The organism is Candidatus Laterigemmans baculatus (assembly GCF_010367455.1).
Lineage (GTDB): Bacteria > Planctomycetota > Planctomycetia > Pirellulales > Pirellulaceae > Laterigemmans > Laterigemmans baculatus.
Map to the genome: position 1 here is coordinate 42,818 of NZ_WRPR01000062.1, position 14,696 is coordinate 57,513.

Genomic DNA, 14,696 nt, shown 5'->3' on the forward strand with positions numbered 1-14,696 from the left:
ATCCCCGCGAAGGAAGATTCCATCGCGGGGATTTGGGTCGTAACCAGCATGGTTCCGCTGCGGGGATGTCCCCAAGAGCGGAGTGACGGGAGCGGAGTTAGCGGCTGGCCAACTCGGCTTCGCTGAATTCGAACGTTAGGTTCTCGCGGCTGCCGCCACGCAGGGCGATCGTCTGTTCTTTGCTCAGCTCGCGACCGTTGCGGCGAACCGAGACGCGGACGGTGTAGTTATCCCAGACTTGGCCGGGAGCCAACTGGGCAGTCCGGTAGGTGCGGACAGCGCCATCGATGTTGGTCTTGTTCCCCGCCAAAGTGACTTCAGCGTCTTCGGGAACGTTCACCGTCAGGATCGTTTCATCGGTCGAGGCCGCGATTTTCTCCTCGGCGGCGGGAAGATCGAACGCGATCCGCTCTTCCGAGCCGGCCCGCATCCGCACGCTCTTGACGTCCGAGATCGTTTCGCCATCGACGGTCTGCTCGACCCGCACGACGTAGGTGTAGGAGTACCCTTCCCGCAGTCCGCGGGAGAGGAACTGGCGAACTTCACCGGTGCTCTCGGTCGCTTCGCCATTGACGAAAACGCGAGCTTCGGCGGGAACCGAAACGGTCAGGATCGCCGCGTCGCCATGAACGCGCGCTTCGATCTGGCCGTCCGCAGCCGCTTCACCCTCGGCCGGCTCATCGGCCGGGACCGGAGCCAGATCGGAATCGCGCTGGCCACCCGGAGCCGCTTCGTAGCCCGGAGCCGCTTCGTAAACCGGCGCCGAGTCGTAGACCGGAGCCGAGTCGTAGACCGGCATGCCGCTGCCGTAGTAGACGCCGCCACCGGAGCTACCGCCCGAGCTGCCGTGCGAGTAGCTCATGTAGCCGCCCGAGGAGCCGTAACCGCCCGAGGAGCCGTAACCGCCCGAGGAGCCATAGCTAACCGAGTAGCTGCTGTAACCGCTGCTGCCGTAGGACCCGCCGCTGCTCGCGTAGGAGCTGTACCCGCTGCTGCCGTAGGACCCGCCGCTGCTGGCGTAAGCTCGCGCTGCCCGGCGAGCCGCCTTGCGAGCGTGCAGCCGGGCGAACAGCCCGTGGTGCCGCCGACCCTGCGTGTAGCCGCTGCTGCCATGCGAACCGCCGCTGCTGCCGTAGTAGGAGCTGTAGCCGCTCGAGGCATACCCACCGCTGCTGCCATAGGAGCTGTAGGCGCTGTACTTCGAGCTGTGCCACCCCCCCGAAGAACCATATCCTGAAGATCCGTACCCTCCCCCAGAGGAACCGTGACTTCCCCCGAAGGAGCCGTAACTGCCGAGGGAGCCCCAGCCTGCTTCAGACGTTCCGGCCGTGGCCCCGAGGACCAGCGCCATGCCGAACGCGACCACCTGTTGTCGAACCATTGTTGCCATCTCTCCTTGCTTGCATTGAAAGCGACTGTGCTGAACCGAAATTAAAGATAGCGGACGGCAGCGGCCGATCAACTAGCCTGGGCAATTTCTGTCGATCAGGCAAGCTGCGAAGTTCCGGTAATACGGGGCGGGGAATGGGATTGTAGTACTGCAAAGAGCGTTCCCCCCACTAGGACCCGCCGCCGGGCGGCCATGCTGCTAGCGGAGTGGGGTCAGCCGAACGTCGTCGAAATCCGCTTTTCCGGTGGCTCCAAACAGCCCGATGCGGACGATCGCCTCGCGGGTTTGCGGAGGAATGCGGAACACCCGGTCCTGGGTGCGCCAGTCACGTGTGCCGCGAAATGTGCCAATCCAGTACATCCCGAGCTCACGTCGCTGCGCGTCATAGAGGCTGATCGCGAGCGTGGGGAGTTGGTCCGTTGTGTCGCCGGCGGCCACCTCGTGGGTCCGCACCCGCGCTTCGAGCCGCACGCGGGAGACCGCTCGCCCGTCGAGGGCCAGCCCTTGGAGGAGGTGCGCGTTGCGGCCCGGAGTCTCGTTCTCGAACCGCACGAACTGATTCGCTTCCCGCGCGTTCGCTTTGCCGGCGGCCGCCCGCTCCCCGGCCGCCCGCTCCGATTCAGCGACCAGGGTGAACTGCCGCCCGTAGTACCAGCCGGGGATCGCGTCGCTCGAGCCGCCGCGGGACTCGAAGTCGCCGTTGACGATTTCGGGATTGGCCGGATCGGGCAGCTTGGTGCGAGCCGCCTCGGCCGAACCGGTCATCGGCACGAACAGCGTGGGGCGGAGGGCGGTCCGCACCATTTCGCCATTCTGTTTGGTCAGCAGATACAGCGTCTGCTGGTACCGCTCGCCGACCGGGATCACCATTTGGCCTCCTTCGCGGAGCTGGTCGACCAGGGGCTGGGGAACCGCCTCGGGGCTGCAGGTGACGATGATCGCGTCGAACGGTGCCGCTTCGGGCCAGCCCTGAAATCCATCGCCGATGCGGACGTGGACGTTCGCGTAGCCGAGCCGCTCCAGATCGCGTTCCGCTTGCCGCCCGAGCGCTTCGACGATCTCGATCGTGTAGACCTCGGCGACGAGCGGGCTGAGAACCGCCGCCTGATATCCGCTGCCGGTACCGATCTCGAGCACCTTGTCGGTCGGCTGCGGGTCGATCGCCTCGGTCATCGAGGCGACTGTAAAAGGGCTGCTGATCGTCTGCGCGTCACCGATCGGCAAGGCCATGTCGTAGTACGCTCGGTCCCAGAACCGGCGGGGAATGAACTCGTGGCGGGGCGTGGTTCGGATCGCCTCGAGGACCCGCGAATCACGGACTCCGGCCGGCTCAATCTGCTCGCGGACCAACCGCTCACGAGCCGCGGCGAACTCGTCCCCTGCCGCCGAACCCCAAGGCAAAATCAATCCCGCCATTCCGATCGCCCACAAAATGCGACTCACTGCCATCGTCGTTACCCTCGCTCTGCCAGGCAGACTTCCGCCGACCGCGCAGCTCGCGGTTCACCGGCAACCTTTCGCTAAGCCTACCACCCGCGCAAGCGACCGGAGCGGGAAAAGTTTGGGGAGCGGCGAGAAGCGAGAGGCGGAAGCCGGGAGCCGGAAGCCGGAAGCCGGGAGCCGGAAGCCGGGAGCCGGGAGCCGGGAGCCGGGAGCCGGGAGCCGGAAGCCGGAAGCCGGGAGCCGGGAGCCGGGAGCCGGAAGCCGGGAGCCGGAAGCCGGAAGCCGGGAGCCGGGAGCCGGGAGCCGGGGAGATTAAACCGCCGATGGCGCAGAGAGCGCGGATGCCTGGGTTCAGAATCTCAAATCTCAGATCTCAATTACCGGCGCCCGGACACCGGACACCGGAAACCGGAAACCGGCTCCCGGCTCTCATTTCCCGGAGCGGAGGAGGATGGCGACGCCGAAGACTTCTTCGAACAGGCCGGCGTTTTGCCGCATCGCCAGCTGTTCGAGCGAGACGTCGTCGACCGCGGGGATCTGGATCACCATCCGCTCGCGTTCGCGGCGGCAGCGGACTTCTTTGACGCGGCCGCTTCGCGATTCATCGAGCGCGATGGCCAGCCGCAGGATGGCGGCCAATTTGGCCACGACCACCCGCTGGTCGCGGTCGAGCGTGCCGTACCCTTCGTGACTCGGCTGGGGAAACGCGCGGCGATGGTAGCGGGCCAGGAGGGCGACGATCAGCAGATCCTGGCGGCTGAGCCCAAAGATTTCGCTGTTGCGAATCAGATACATCGCGTGCTTGTGATTGCTCCGCACGTTGACGAACAATCCGACTTCGTGCAGCAGCGCGGCGACGAACAGGATGACCTCGTAGCGGTGGTCGAGTTGGTGTTCGTCGCTGAGTTCGAAGAACAGCTTGCTGGCCAGATGGGCGACGTGCCGGGCGTGCGTCTCGTCGAATTCGAACTTGCGGCCGAGGCTGATCGCGCTCCGCACGATCTGGTTGCGGAACTCGGCCGTCCAGCCCTCGCGGGCCGCCATATCGTGCAGCAGTCCGTCGCGGAGATTGGTCCCCGAGACGAGAATCTGGTCCAGCTCGAAGCCGCGGGCCAGCATCAAGTACGTCAGCAGCGCCGGGCCGAGCGTCTCGGCTTCGGCGAAGCTGATCCCGTACCGCTGGACCAGCTCGTCGACGCTCCGCCGCAGCACCTGCGGAACCAGCGTTTGCAGTCCGGCCACGTCGAGCCGCGCGAGCGTGTCGGGATCCCAGTCGCCGAGCAATTGGCGGGCGGCGAAGCGGATGTCGCCGCCGATCGCAATCAGTTCGATCCGCGTGTCGACGCGGACTTCCTCGCGGATCCGGGCGACGGTCCGGCGGATTTGACTCTCCATCAACGCCCGCCGCTTGCTCGCCGGAGCGCCGAGCGAGCGGAGGGTCTGAGCCAACCGCAGCGAGCCCAGGCGGTAGGTATCGGAGAACAGCACGTTGCCGCCGCGGATGACCAGCATCTCGGTGCTCCCCCCGCCGACCTCGACGACCACTCCCTTGGCCGAAGCCAGGGCCGGATCGCGGTCCAGATGGGGCTGGATCCCCATGTAGGTGATCCGGTGGACTTCGGCTTCGTCGATCGCTTCGACTTGGATCCCGGTGGCGATGTACATCCGGTCGAGGAACGACAGCCGGTTGGTGGCTTCGCGGACCGCGCTGGTCGCCACGACGCGGAGCTGATCGGCGGCGATCCCATACTCGCGGAGCACGCGTTGGTAGGACTGCAGGACGCGCGCGCACTCCTCGATCGAACTGCGGCGAAAGCGGCGGGTCGTGAAGGCGTCTTTGCCGAGGCTGACCGGCTGCACGAGGGCGTCGAGCGGATGGACGCTCCCGTCGCCGCGGATCTCGGCGATCGCCATTCGCATGCTGGTCGCCCCGATATCGATCACGCCCACGGTCCGCGGGGGCAGTTCGGGGGACGCGTCGCGGTTGGCGGCGCCAGCGGCGGGGGGAGACAGTTCAGCCATGATTCACGGAGCGTCGAAGGAAAGGGACCATCAGACGAAGAGCGATAGCCCCGCTTCGGCAAGCGACCGGGTCAAGCGAGGGACGTCGACGAAGAGCTCCGCCCGCCACCCTGCCCGGCGTGCTCCAGCGACATTCTCGGGACGGTCGTCGGTGAAGAAGATCGACTCCGGCGGAACCCCAGCCACCTCGGCGGCCGCTCGATAGATCTCCGGCTCGGGCTTCATGTGCATGATCTCATAGCTCAGCACCGCATCGCGAAACCAGCTCTGGGCAACCGGCCAACGCCGGCTGAGGATCCACTGCCAATGGGCGGCGCACGTATTGGAGAGGATCCCGGCCGGGACGTCGGCCGCTTCGAGGCTCGCGATCACCGGCTCGATCGCCGTGTTGGGCGTGAACATATCGCTCATCGCCCGCAGCAGATCGGCCGTCTCGCAGCGGACGCCGAGCGACCGCCGAAACGCTTCGGCCAGCCCTTCGTCGTCCAGCTCCCCCCGCTCATAGCCGAGCTCCAGACCCGAGCCGTAGAGCGCCTCGAAAACTTGCCGTTCGTCGCGCTCGACCAGGGCCGCAATATTCCGACACGCAATGGCCGCATCGAAATGCACCAGCACATTGCCGAGGTCGAAAAAAACGTACTCGATCGCCGGACCGCTCATGCAACTCTCCATCGTCATTCCGAACTGGTTCCTGCAGGGGCCCCCACGGGCGGCGACGCGCCGGGCCGAGCGGTGTTATACCGCACCCCGCCACTTCTCCCCAGCCACGGCGCGCTCTCCCCCAGCCGCGACCGCTTCACCGCAGCCGGCTGCGGACTTGGTAATTTCCCCGACTGGCGTCGTAGTCGATGTCGATCAGACCGTCGGCGGCCATGTCCTCGAGCAACTCGGAAAAATTGGCGTAGTCGTAATAACCTTCGTTGAACCCCGGAAAGACACGGCGAACCGCCTGCTTCAGCGCTGACCCCCAGACGATGTCGTAATCCTGTTCGACCGATTGCAGGACTTCGAGCAATTGGTCGACCGCCTGCTGCTTCTTGGGTCGCTTGGGAGGCTCCTTTTTGGCAGGCCGCTCGGTGGCCCCGCGCTCGGACGCTGCCGAAGTCGCCGGAGCGGAGGGCGTTTGGCTTTGGGCCGCCCGACTCTGGGCGGCTCGACTCTTCGACGCCACGCGGACCAAGTCGTCGTAGTAAATGAACTCGTCGCAGTTGGCGATCAGCAGGTTCGACGTCGAGCTTTTGATCCCGCAGCCGAGGACCCGCTTGTTGTTCTCCTTGAGCTTGGAAACGAGCGGCGAAAAATCGCTGTCACCCGAGACCAAGGCGAAGACGTCGATGTGCTGCTTCGAGTAGCAGAGGTCGAGGGCGTCGACGACCATCCGAATGTCGGCGCTGTTCTTGCCGCTCATTTTTGTCTGCGGGATATCGATCAGCTCGATCCCCTGGGAATGAAAATCGCGCACCGCGTCGGCGTAGTTCCGCCAATCGCAGTAGGCCCGCTTGAAGACGATGCGCCCTTTTTCGAGTAGGCGTTTGAGAACCAAGCGGATCTGAAAATCGCCGCCCCGCATCTCGCGAGCTCCGATCGCGAGATTCTCAAAGTCGACGAAAACGGCGATCAGCGGCTCGGATGACATCTTGGAAAATTTCCTGTGCGTGAAGGGTGTCCTAGAGTTTCTCGACCGCAGTCGCTTCGCCCATGTTCCAGAAATGCCTTGATCGGGTAAAGAACCGTGAGACGCAACGGCCCCCTCGCCACAACTCGCCCCCTCTCGATCACCGCTTGCCTCGTGGGCCTCGTCGCCTGGGGGCTGGCCACGCCGGCACGCGCGGAGCTGGATGCCCAGGAGCAAGCCCCCGGGATCTACACCGGCACCGCACCGACCGCGGCCGAAGATTTCGAGCAACTGCGGTGTCTCGGGGTTCAGACGATCGTCGACATGCGGAAATTCCGCCCCCGCGACAGCCGCCGCGAGCAGGCGCTCGCCGCCCAGTACGGGATCGCTTACCACGCAATCCCGCTCGGCTTCTATCCGACCCACGACGATGCCCCGCAGCGCGTCCTCCAGCTGCTGGCTGCCTGCGCCGACCGTCCGGTCTACCTCCACTGCCAACTGGGACGCGACCGCACCGGATTGATCATCGCCCTCTACCGCGTCCGCCATCTGGGCTGGAGTCCCGAGGCCGCCTATGCCGCGATGGAACAGCAAGAATTCAATCCCCTGCTCCGCGACCTCGACCGCTACTTCTGGCGGAGCGTCCGCTGCTTCTAGAGCCGTCAGAGTAGGTCTCCACCCGCACCCTCCCCCCGGGAGGGTCGGGCTCTCAGGCCCGGGGAGGGCTCGCTGAATCTCGCCACGTGGAGGCCCCCAGTCTCGCATCACCCTCCCCGCTCGTTCCTCGCGACCCTCCCGGGGGGAGGGTGACGTTCAAGTTTTCTGACCGACCTGACGCCCCCCGCCCTACAGCATCCAGCGGAACGCGGGGACGAACAGCCGCGTCAGTTCCATCTTCGCTCGCTCGGCAGCCAGCTGCAGCGAGTCGTACGGATCGGTGGGCTGCCGAGTGGTTTGCGGCAACGCGCGAGCCTTCTCGACCGGCGTCGCCTGAAGCAGCTCTTCGCGGATCGTCGCCTTGAGCGCCGCAGCGGCAGCCGGGTCGTAGGCCGCGATCGAGACTTCGAGGTTGAGGTACTCCGAGCGGGGGTCAAAGTTGTAGCTGCCGATGACCGCGATGCAGTCGTCGATGACCATCGATTTGCTATGCAGGTGGTCGGTCCCCAAATACTCCCAAATCTCGACGCCGGCCCGCAGCAACGTGCCCTTCAGATTTTGGTAGGCCGCATAGGTCGCCGGGCGATCGGTGCTCGACAGCGATCCGGTCAGCAACACCACCTGCACGCCCCGCTCTCGGGCCGCCAGCAGCGCTTCGAGGATCGGCGGGGTGAAGACCGGATAAGGGGTCTCGATCCAGATCGAGCGCTGCGCCTGCGCGATTAGCTCCAGCATCGCTTGCTGAATCCCGAATCCGCACTTTTGCGTGTCGGTGTCGTGCAGCACGGCGATCGCCACGCCGTGGACCGCCCCGCCCATCCCCCACCCTTCGGAACGCGACCAGTCATAACCGGTGTGCAGACCGACGCCGTGGCAGACGACGAGCGTTTCCACCGCGAGGTCGAGCAGGCGGCGAAAATCGTCCGGGGTGCGGGCGGCTCGCCACCGCGCCGACCACGCGTCATGTTCTCCCCTTCGACCCACAAGTGTCGCTCGATCCTCCTGTGGCGACCGCCCATTGAGGATCGGCAAATCGTCGACGGTCGAAAGCCCCCATCTATCGCGGGGGCTCGCCGGGAGCACGTCAGGTGTTTGCCAGAGCCACTCAAAGTAACGCTGGGCATGGGCGGCCGCCGACCCGCGGACATAGGCGTCGCAGTCGACGTAGTTCACTTCGTTCAGCCCAAAGTGCTCGTCCTTCAAGTTGCGGCTACCAATGATCATCTGCTCGCCGTCGACGATCAGCAGCTTGTCGTGCAGCCGTCGGTTCAGCCAGAGTGGCCGCAGCACGCGAGGGGGATGGTAGCGACGAATCTCCACGCCGGTGGAGATCAAATAGGTTTCGAGCTCATACGGGACGCGCGAGATCAGCCCGTCGACGAGCAGCCGCACGCGGACGCCCCGCTGGGCGGCGTCGCGGAGCAGCGCCAAAATCGCTGCCGGAACGCGGCCAGTGTCGACGGCGTAGTAGACGCAGACGATCTCCCGCTCGGCCTGCTGGATCAGATCGATGCGGCTCTGCAGCGCCTGGCGGTTTTCGGGCAACACGCGAAAGGCGTCGGCGCGGGCGGAGCCGGGAACCGCGGCCAGCCACACCCCGGCCAGCCAGAGTCCGGCAAACAGCAGGGACCGAGCGACTTGCAGCAGGCAACCCGCGGCCGAGCGGCACCGGAGTGTCACTTCTCCGCTTTGCCCTGCCGCGCCGATTCTCGCCGCTCGCCCCATCCGTGTCTCCGGGCTTCGTTCATGCTGAGGAGCCAGCAGGGGAGATCGGCCACGGCCACCACGCGAATCGTGCAAAGCCGCAGGCGGCCGAGCCATTTTCGCCACTTCCACCCGGGTCGTGCGGCTTCCGCCGATTGCGCCGCCCTAGTTGGATAGCGCCACGCTCTCATACGGAATCGTCATAACCTCAGCAGTGCCGAGCAGTTGATCCCAAAGTCGTTTAACGGCAAGCCGAAGGCGACTGCTTTTTAAACACAGTCGCCTTCGGCTTGCCGTTAAACGATTTTTCCGCGACCCGGTTTGCTGCAAACGAATCCAAAGTGGCGTCAGAGCGAAAGGCGACTGCGCTACCCGGCGGCTGGGCCGCAGTCGTGGCAGTATCCCCGCAGCAGGATCTCGGTGATCGTCCCCACCGCTGCGCTCCGTCGGCGGCTGCCAGCGGTCAATTGCACGTCGCCCAGACAGGTGACGCTGCCGCAATCGACGCACAGGAAATGCGGATGCCCCTCCCCTTCTTCCTGCTGCGGATCGGTCGCCTCGAACCGCCACAGGTGATCCCCCAGCTCGGAGCGGCGGAGCAACCCGGCTCCGGCCAGGTCGTTGAGATTGCGAAACGCGGTGGCTTTATCGACGCCGCTCGCCGCCAGCCGCTCGGCCAGCTCGGCGTGAGTCAGCGGCGCGGCCGCTCGGCGGATTTCGACCAGGGCGGCGATCCGAGCCGGGGTCGCCCGGAGCCCACGGGCCCGGATGTCTTCGCGGGCAGCGGAGCGGGCTTCGGAGGGACTGGCTGGCTGTCGGCCGCCGGCGGCGTTGGCGTCATTCATGGAATCGATCCTCACGGCAGGAACCCGCTTTTGAGCCGTAGGCGCTAGCCTCCGGCCTCGCAGCCCCGGACGTTCCGCTGCAGGAACCCGCGGCTAGCGCCGTCGGCTCAGGGTTTTCTAACAGAGCCTGGCCCCCGGTTTTCAATTACGCGGCAAGAACCAGACGCTAGCGCGTGGCGGCTGATAACAGTCAACGATGCGGAGCGAAAGGCGCCTGGCTCCACTCTAATCGCCGCTGCGCCTTCTTGCAATCGTTCTGCAAATACGTACGCTTTGCATCTTCACTTCCCGCTCCTCCGAATTTCGACCAGACCCATGTGGATTGTCGCGCTGCTGATTGGATACTGCCTGCTCGTGGCTGCCGCTTCGATGGCGGGAGGCTGGTTGCCGGCCCTGGTGCGGATGACCCACCTCCGCACGCAGCTGCTGATGAGTTTCGTAGCCGGGTTGATGCTGGGCATCTCGATGCTGCACTTGATGCCGCACGCCTTTGAGACTCTCGGCTCGGCGGCCTGGTCGGGCGGCTCGGTGCTCTCGGGGATGATCTTCATGTTCTTGCTGCTCCGCGCGTTCCATGTGCACCACCATGGCGACGCGCCGCTGGCGGTCGACCCGGCGGCGACGATTGCCGAGGCCCCGGAGGATCCGGCGCTGGCAGCCGAAGAGCAGCACCGGCACCTCTGCGAACTCGAAGGGCACGGGCACGGGCACGACGATCACCACGGGCACGAACACGGGCACGAACACGGGCACGGACACGGACACGGGCATGCGGGCCGGCCGCTCGGCTGGATGGGGCTCGTGTTCGGGCTCAGCCTCCACACGTTGATGGATGGCGTGGCGCTGGGGGCCAGCGTGACGGCCGACGCCGAGCATGGCGACTGGCTGGGGCTGGCCGGGCTGGGCACGTTCCTGGCGGTCGCGCTCCACAAGCCGCTCGACGCCTTTGCGATCACCTCGGTGATGCAGACGCACGGCTGGTCGCCGCGGCAGCGGGGCGTGGTCAATGCCATCTTCGCTTTGGCCTGCCCGGCCGGCGCGCTGCTGTTTTGGTTCGGGGCGACGCAGTTCCACCTCGACGGGATCGTGCTCGGATTGGGACTGGGCGTCTCGGCCGGGTTCTTCATCTGCATCGCCCTGGCCGACCTCCTCCCGGAAGTCCACTTCCACGATCACGACCGCGGCAAGCTGACCGCCGCGTTGCTGCTCGGCGTGGCCCTGGCCGTGGGGATCGAGAATCTCCCGGGTCATCAGCACTCCCATGGCCCCCACTCGCACGAAGCCCACGACCATGCGGGGCACGAGCATCACTGAGTACTGACTGCACGAACGAGTGGAATCGGCATCTTCACGCAATCTTCATTGAGTCGTGTGGCGTGAAAGCCGATGGTCGCAGGAGGCCCGGTGGCACAATCGTCAGGACCGCTCCAGAGCGACTCCAACCGGCACCGCGACTCGTCCTCTGGCAAATCCTCCGCCACTGACTCTGGCGGCTCGCCGATAGACTTTTTCGATCGCGAGGCCTCCGGAGAAATTTGTCGCGGTCGGAATCTCCGCCAGTCAATGTTCACGCGCACTCGCAAGGATGCGGGCGCGGCGACGTCAACTCGGATCGCATTGGAAGACAAGGATGTCGTATATGTTCGGGCGCACCCGCGTGCGTCGAATGGCGCTCGCGCTACTGTGCGTGGCCAGCGGCTCGGCGGCCTTCGCCGACCAACCGTCGCCGTGGACCGACGGGCTGATCGAGTCGGATCGCTCGGTGCCGGTCGTCCGCGCCGCAGCGCGGCTGCAATCCCCCGCACCCGTGCAAACGCCTCCGACCGAAGAAGCCCTTGAGGAGGAAGGGGGTGCGGGCTTGGGTGAGCGGCCCGAACTGGAACTCGGTGGCCAGCCGGGCGAGGATGACGACGCCGAGACGCTCGAGTCGCTAAGCGAGCGGCTCCGCGAGATGGAAGAGCGGTGGAGCGAACTGGACGAAGCCGAGGAAGAGGCGGCGGCCGCGGCGGCGAAGAAATCGTCGTGGGGGATGACCGGTCGCATCCACCTCGATTACTGGAACTTTGCCGACGACAGCCAGGGAGTGAACTACCTGGAGAACCGCGATCCAGCGGCGGACGATTTTGGGACCGATCCAGAAGACCGCTGGGCGTTCCGCCGAGTCCGGCTGGAGTTCTACGGCGAAGTCCCCGCCAATATGTTGTTCCGGCTTCAAATCGACTTCAACGAGCCTTCCGAGCCCGAATACAAAGACGTCTACATCGGCTGGCAAGATCTGCCCAACAACCACATGTTGCTGCTGGGCAATCAAAAGCGTCCGATCGGCCTCGACCACCTCAATAGCAGCCGCTTCAACGTCTTTGCCGAGCGGCCGATGGCTGTCGAAGCATTCAACGAAGACGCCCGCCGCATCGGGCTCTGCATGTATGGGTACAACGATGCGGAGACGGTGAACTGGCAGTACGGGATCTTTAGCCTCGAGAACACCGCAGTCACCGGCCGGCTGATCGGCGATTCGATGCAGATGGGCGGCTATGGGCGGCTGGTGCTCGTTCCCTGGTACGACGAGATCAGCGGCGGCCGGGGATACCAGCACCTGGGGTTCGCCGGCTCCGTCGCGCGTCCCGATGGCGATGCCACCGATGCCGACAGCAATGAGAACGAAGCCCGTTTTCGGACGCGTCCCGAGGCGCGGTCCGACGCCCGCTGGCTCGACACCGGCCGGATCGCCGGGGCCGAGTGGTTCGAGCAAGTCGGCTTTGAATCGATCACCAACATCGGCAGCTTGCAGGTCACCGGCGAGTACCTGGCGACGTTCCTGCAGCGCGACCCGGTTGCCGGCCCGGCGGATGATCTCGCGTTCCATGGCGGCTACATCTATGCCTCCTACTTCCTGACCGGCGAGTTCATCCCCTACGACCGCCAGAGCGGCACGATCGAGCGGGTCGTCCCGCACGAGAACTTCTTCCTCGTCGACCGTTGCCGCGGGGGCACCGGGAAGGGCTGGGGAGCGTGGCAAGTGGCCGCCCGGTACAGCTATCTCGATTTGACCGACAGCAACATCGAAGGCGGGATCGGCCACAACGTCACGTTCGGCTTGAACTGGCACTGGACGCCGTACTCGAAAGTCCAGACGAACCTGGTCCTCGGCACGATCGACAGCCGCGAACCGGTCTTCGATCCGGTGCTGGGCGAGACCTTCAGCGGTGGCGATTACGCGATCTTCGGCTCGCGGTTCATGCTCGACTGGTGAGCCGCCGGTGCCACGACCGCGGTCCTTCGCTTCATCCTTCCCCCCACGACTCGACGCCTCTCCTTCGACGGGAGTCCACGACCATGACGCTTCGCATCCTCGCTTCGGGCATGCTCCTTCTGTGCGGATTTGTATTCGCCCAGCAAACGCTGGCGGGCAGTCCCCACGCCCTAGCCCATCACGGATTCGCCCATCACGGATTCGCCCATCACGGATTCGCCCATCACGGATTGGCCCATCACGGATTGACCCACCGCCCCGCCAAACCCTCCTGTGCCTGCTGTGCACCGAAGCGCTGCCAGTTGACCGTCAGCACCGAGACCGAGGAGACGGAATGTTTTGACGTGGAGTGCAAGGACATCTGCATTCCGCCAGTGACGTTTCCCTGGCAGTGCCGCCCCAAGAAGTGTGGCCGGATCCGGACCGTCAACGTCCTGACCACCGAGACGCGGGAGCGGCAGGTCTGCGAGTACAAATGGGACGTGGTGGTGATCTGTCCCCGCTGTCGCGATGCGCTGCGGGAGGCGGGGTGCGAATTGGCGCCGGGGATGCAAGTCCTGGAAGAAGCGGAACCGACCGCCGCTAACGGGCGATGACGATTTTGCCGAAATGGGAGCCGCTCTTGAGGTACTGATACGCTGCGCGGACGTCGTCGACCGATTCGCATCCGAAGGTCTTGTCGATCACCGGATGCAGGTCGCCCGCTTCGATCGCCCGGCAGAGGGCCTCAAACATCACTCGGCTGCCGACATAGATGCCTTGGATCGTCAGCCTTTTGAAGAGGGCCAGCATCGGCGAGGGGTTCTGCTCGGGCGAGGTCAGGATCCCGATCAGGCTGACCGCTCCACTGACGCGAGCCGCTCGCAGGGACCGCTCGAGCGTCCCGGCCCCGCCGACTTCAATCACGTTGTCGACTCCGACCCCCCCGGTCCACTCTCGCGCCGGCACGTCCCAGTCGGGATGGGTGGCGTAGTTGATGCAGGCGTCGGCGCCGAGCTCGCGGGCCCGCTCGAGCTTCTCGTCGCTGCTGCTGGTGATGATCACGCGGGCTCCGGCCAGCTTGGCGATCTGGAGGGCGAAGATCGAAACGCCCCCGGTGCCGAGGGTCAGGATGGTTTGCCCCGGAGTTAGGCGAGCCAGCATCAAGGCCTGCCAGGCAGTCACCGCGGCACAGGGAAGGCAAGCGGCTTCTTCGAAGGAGAGGTTCGCGGGCATCCGCACCAGTCCATGCTCGGGCAGACGCACGGTTTCCGCCAACACGCCGTCGGCCGCGCCACCGAGTGCCGAAGCGAGCTGCGATTCCTCCAACTCCCCGTCGACCCAGTCGGGAAAGAAGCAGGGACAGACGCGATCGCCGACCGCGAACCGCCGAACCGCAGCGCCGACTTCGACCACTTCGCCCGCTGCATCGGAGAGCGGGACCAGCGGTGGATCGGTTTGAATTTTTCGGTTTCCCGGATAGCCGCCGCGGGGCATCGCCAAGTCGCGGAAGTTCAGCGACCACGCCCGCGGTGCGATTCGCACCTCGGTCGGCCCCAGGGGAGCGGGCTCGAAGTCGACTTTGCGGAGTCCGTCGAGTCCGGTCGCCGAGGCGAGTTCGTAGCGAAACATGGGGCGGCCCTGGGGGTGTGAGGAAGGTTGAGCGAGAGGGGAGACGCCTCTGGAGGGGCTCCGGAGGGCGGGGCTGCTGACGCCTTTCAGCGGATCGCACGATTGTTAAGATGGGGGCGCCGCGGGCATTTCCTGAAGCGGCCCCGATCGGGGACC

The 14,696-nt window shown here is 65.6% G+C and carries 12 protein-coding genes; 4 read left to right on the plus strand and 8 right to left on the minus strand.

The features are described 5' to 3' along the window. Window positions 1-97: 97 nt before the first annotated feature. The 5 genes from GNK13_RS12665 to GNK13_RS12685 form a co-directional block, all read right to left on the minus strand. Window positions 98-1,390: a TIGR03000 domain-containing protein gene (locus tag GNK13_RS12665; protein ID WP_203329044.1), complete on the minus strand. Its 1,293-nt coding sequence runs from the start codon at window positions 1,388-1,390 to the stop codon at window positions 98-100. A gap of 198 nt (window positions 1,391-1,588) precedes the next feature. Then, window positions 1,589-2,839 carry a protein-L-isoaspartate(D-aspartate) O-methyltransferase gene (locus GNK13_RS12670; protein ID WP_164102899.1) on the minus strand — a complete coding sequence of 417 codons (1,251 nt, stop codon included), beginning with the start codon at window positions 2,837-2,839 and terminating at the stop codon, window positions 1,589-1,591. A gap of 423 nt (window positions 2,840-3,262) precedes the next feature. Continuing rightward, complete coding sequence (locus GNK13_RS12675) at window positions 3,263-4,855, minus strand: Ppx/GppA phosphatase family protein (RefSeq protein WP_164102900.1); 1,593 nt, start codon at window positions 4,853-4,855, stop codon at window positions 3,263-3,265. Window positions 4,856-4,885: 30 nt separating this feature from the next. Next, a complete protein-coding gene (locus GNK13_RS12680; protein WP_164102901.1) occupies window positions 4,886-5,533 on the minus strand; it encodes an HAD family hydrolase in 648 nt (215 codons plus the stop codon). 118 nt (window positions 5,534-5,651) lie between these two features. Beyond that, a complete protein-coding gene (locus GNK13_RS12685; protein ID WP_164102902.1) occupies window positions 5,652-6,491 on the minus strand; it encodes an NYN domain-containing protein in 840 nt (279 codons plus the stop codon). A gap of 96 nt (window positions 6,492-6,587) precedes the next feature. On the opposite strand from GNK13_RS12685, the gene GNK13_RS12690 reads away from it, so the two are divergent. Further along, window positions 6,588-7,127, plus strand: a complete 540-nt coding sequence (locus GNK13_RS12690) for a fused DSP-PTPase phosphatase/NAD kinase-like protein (RefSeq protein WP_164102903.1) — start codon at window positions 6,588-6,590, stop codon at window positions 7,125-7,127. 189 nt (window positions 7,128-7,316) lie between these two features. On the opposite strand, the gene GNK13_RS12695 is transcribed toward GNK13_RS12690, so the two are convergent. After that, window positions 7,317-8,807 carry a phospholipase D-like domain-containing protein gene (locus tag GNK13_RS12695; protein ID WP_164102904.1) on the minus strand — a complete coding sequence of 497 codons (1,491 nt, stop codon included), beginning with the start codon at window positions 8,805-8,807 and terminating at the stop codon, window positions 7,317-7,319. A gap of 392 nt (window positions 8,808-9,199) precedes the next feature. Next, window positions 9,200-9,676, minus strand: coding sequence for a Fur family transcriptional regulator (locus GNK13_RS12700; protein WP_164102905.1), 477 nt, complete (start codon window positions 9,674-9,676; stop codon window positions 9,200-9,202). A 315-nt stretch (window positions 9,677-9,991) separates the two neighbouring features. On the opposite strand from GNK13_RS12700, the gene GNK13_RS12705 reads away from it, so the two are divergent. The 3 genes from GNK13_RS12705 to GNK13_RS12715 all read left to right on the plus strand — a co-directional run bounded on the left by GNK13_RS12705 (window position 9,992) and on the right by GNK13_RS12715 (window position 13,525). Continuing rightward, the gene (locus GNK13_RS12705; RefSeq protein WP_164102906.1) at window positions 9,992-10,990 is read left to right on the plus strand and encodes a ZIP family metal transporter; all 999 of its coding nucleotides are present in this window, start codon (window positions 9,992-9,994) and stop codon (window positions 10,988-10,990) included. 325 nt (window positions 10,991-11,315) lie between these two features. Next, entirely contained in the window at window positions 11,316-12,929 is a 1,614-nt protein-coding gene (locus GNK13_RS12710; RefSeq protein ID WP_164102907.1) for an OprO/OprP family phosphate-selective porin, read from the plus strand. Window positions 12,930-13,012: 83 nt separating this feature from the next. Continuing rightward, window positions 13,013-13,525: a CbtA family protein gene (locus GNK13_RS12715; protein WP_164102908.1), complete on the plus strand. Its 513-nt coding sequence runs from the start codon at window positions 13,013-13,015 to the stop codon at window positions 13,523-13,525. Here GNK13_RS12715 and GNK13_RS12720 read toward each other — a convergent pair. Then, on the minus strand, window positions 13,512-14,540 hold the full coding sequence (locus GNK13_RS12720) for a zinc-dependent alcohol dehydrogenase family protein (RefSeq protein WP_164102909.1): 1,029 nt from the start codon (window positions 14,538-14,540) through the stop codon (window positions 13,512-13,514). The genes GNK13_RS12715 and GNK13_RS12720 overlap by 14 nt on opposite strands. Window positions 14,541-14,696: the final 156 nt, after the last annotated feature.

Coding starts and splice junctions, on each gene's coding strand:
- GNK13_RS12705 (WP_164102906.1), top strand. CDS start 9,992: ATGTGGATTGTCGCGCTGCTGATTGGATACTGCCTGCTCGTGGCTGCC.
- GNK13_RS12715 (WP_164102908.1), top strand. CDS start 13,013: ATGACGCTTCGCATCCTCGCTTCGGGCATGCTCCTTCTGTGCGGATTT.
- GNK13_RS12670 (WP_164102899.1), bottom strand. CDS start 2,839: ATGGCAGTGAGTCGCATTTTGTGGGCGATCGGAATGGCGGGATTGATT.
- GNK13_RS12665 (WP_203329044.1), bottom strand. CDS start 1,390: ATGGCAACAATGGTTCGACAACAGGTGGTCGCGTTCGGCATGGCGCTG.
- GNK13_RS12710 (WP_164102907.1), top strand. CDS start 11,316: ATGTTCGGGCGCACCCGCGTGCGTCGAATGGCGCTCGCGCTACTGTGC.
- GNK13_RS12700 (WP_164102905.1), bottom strand. CDS start 9,676: ATGAATGACGCCAACGCCGCCGGCGGCCGACAGCCAGCCAGTCCCTCC.
- GNK13_RS12675 (WP_164102900.1), bottom strand. CDS start 4,855: ATGGCTGAACTGTCTCCCCCCGCCGCTGGCGCCGCCAACCGCGACGCG.
- GNK13_RS12685 (WP_164102902.1), bottom strand. CDS start 6,491: ATGTCATCCGAGCCGCTGATCGCCGTTTTCGTCGACTTTGAGAATCTC.
- GNK13_RS12720 (WP_164102909.1), bottom strand. CDS start 14,540: ATGTTTCGCTACGAACTCGCCTCGGCGACCGGACTCGACGGACTCCGC.
- GNK13_RS12680 (WP_164102901.1), bottom strand. CDS start 5,533: ATGACGATGGAGAGTTGCATGAGCGGTCCGGCGATCGAGTACGTTTTT.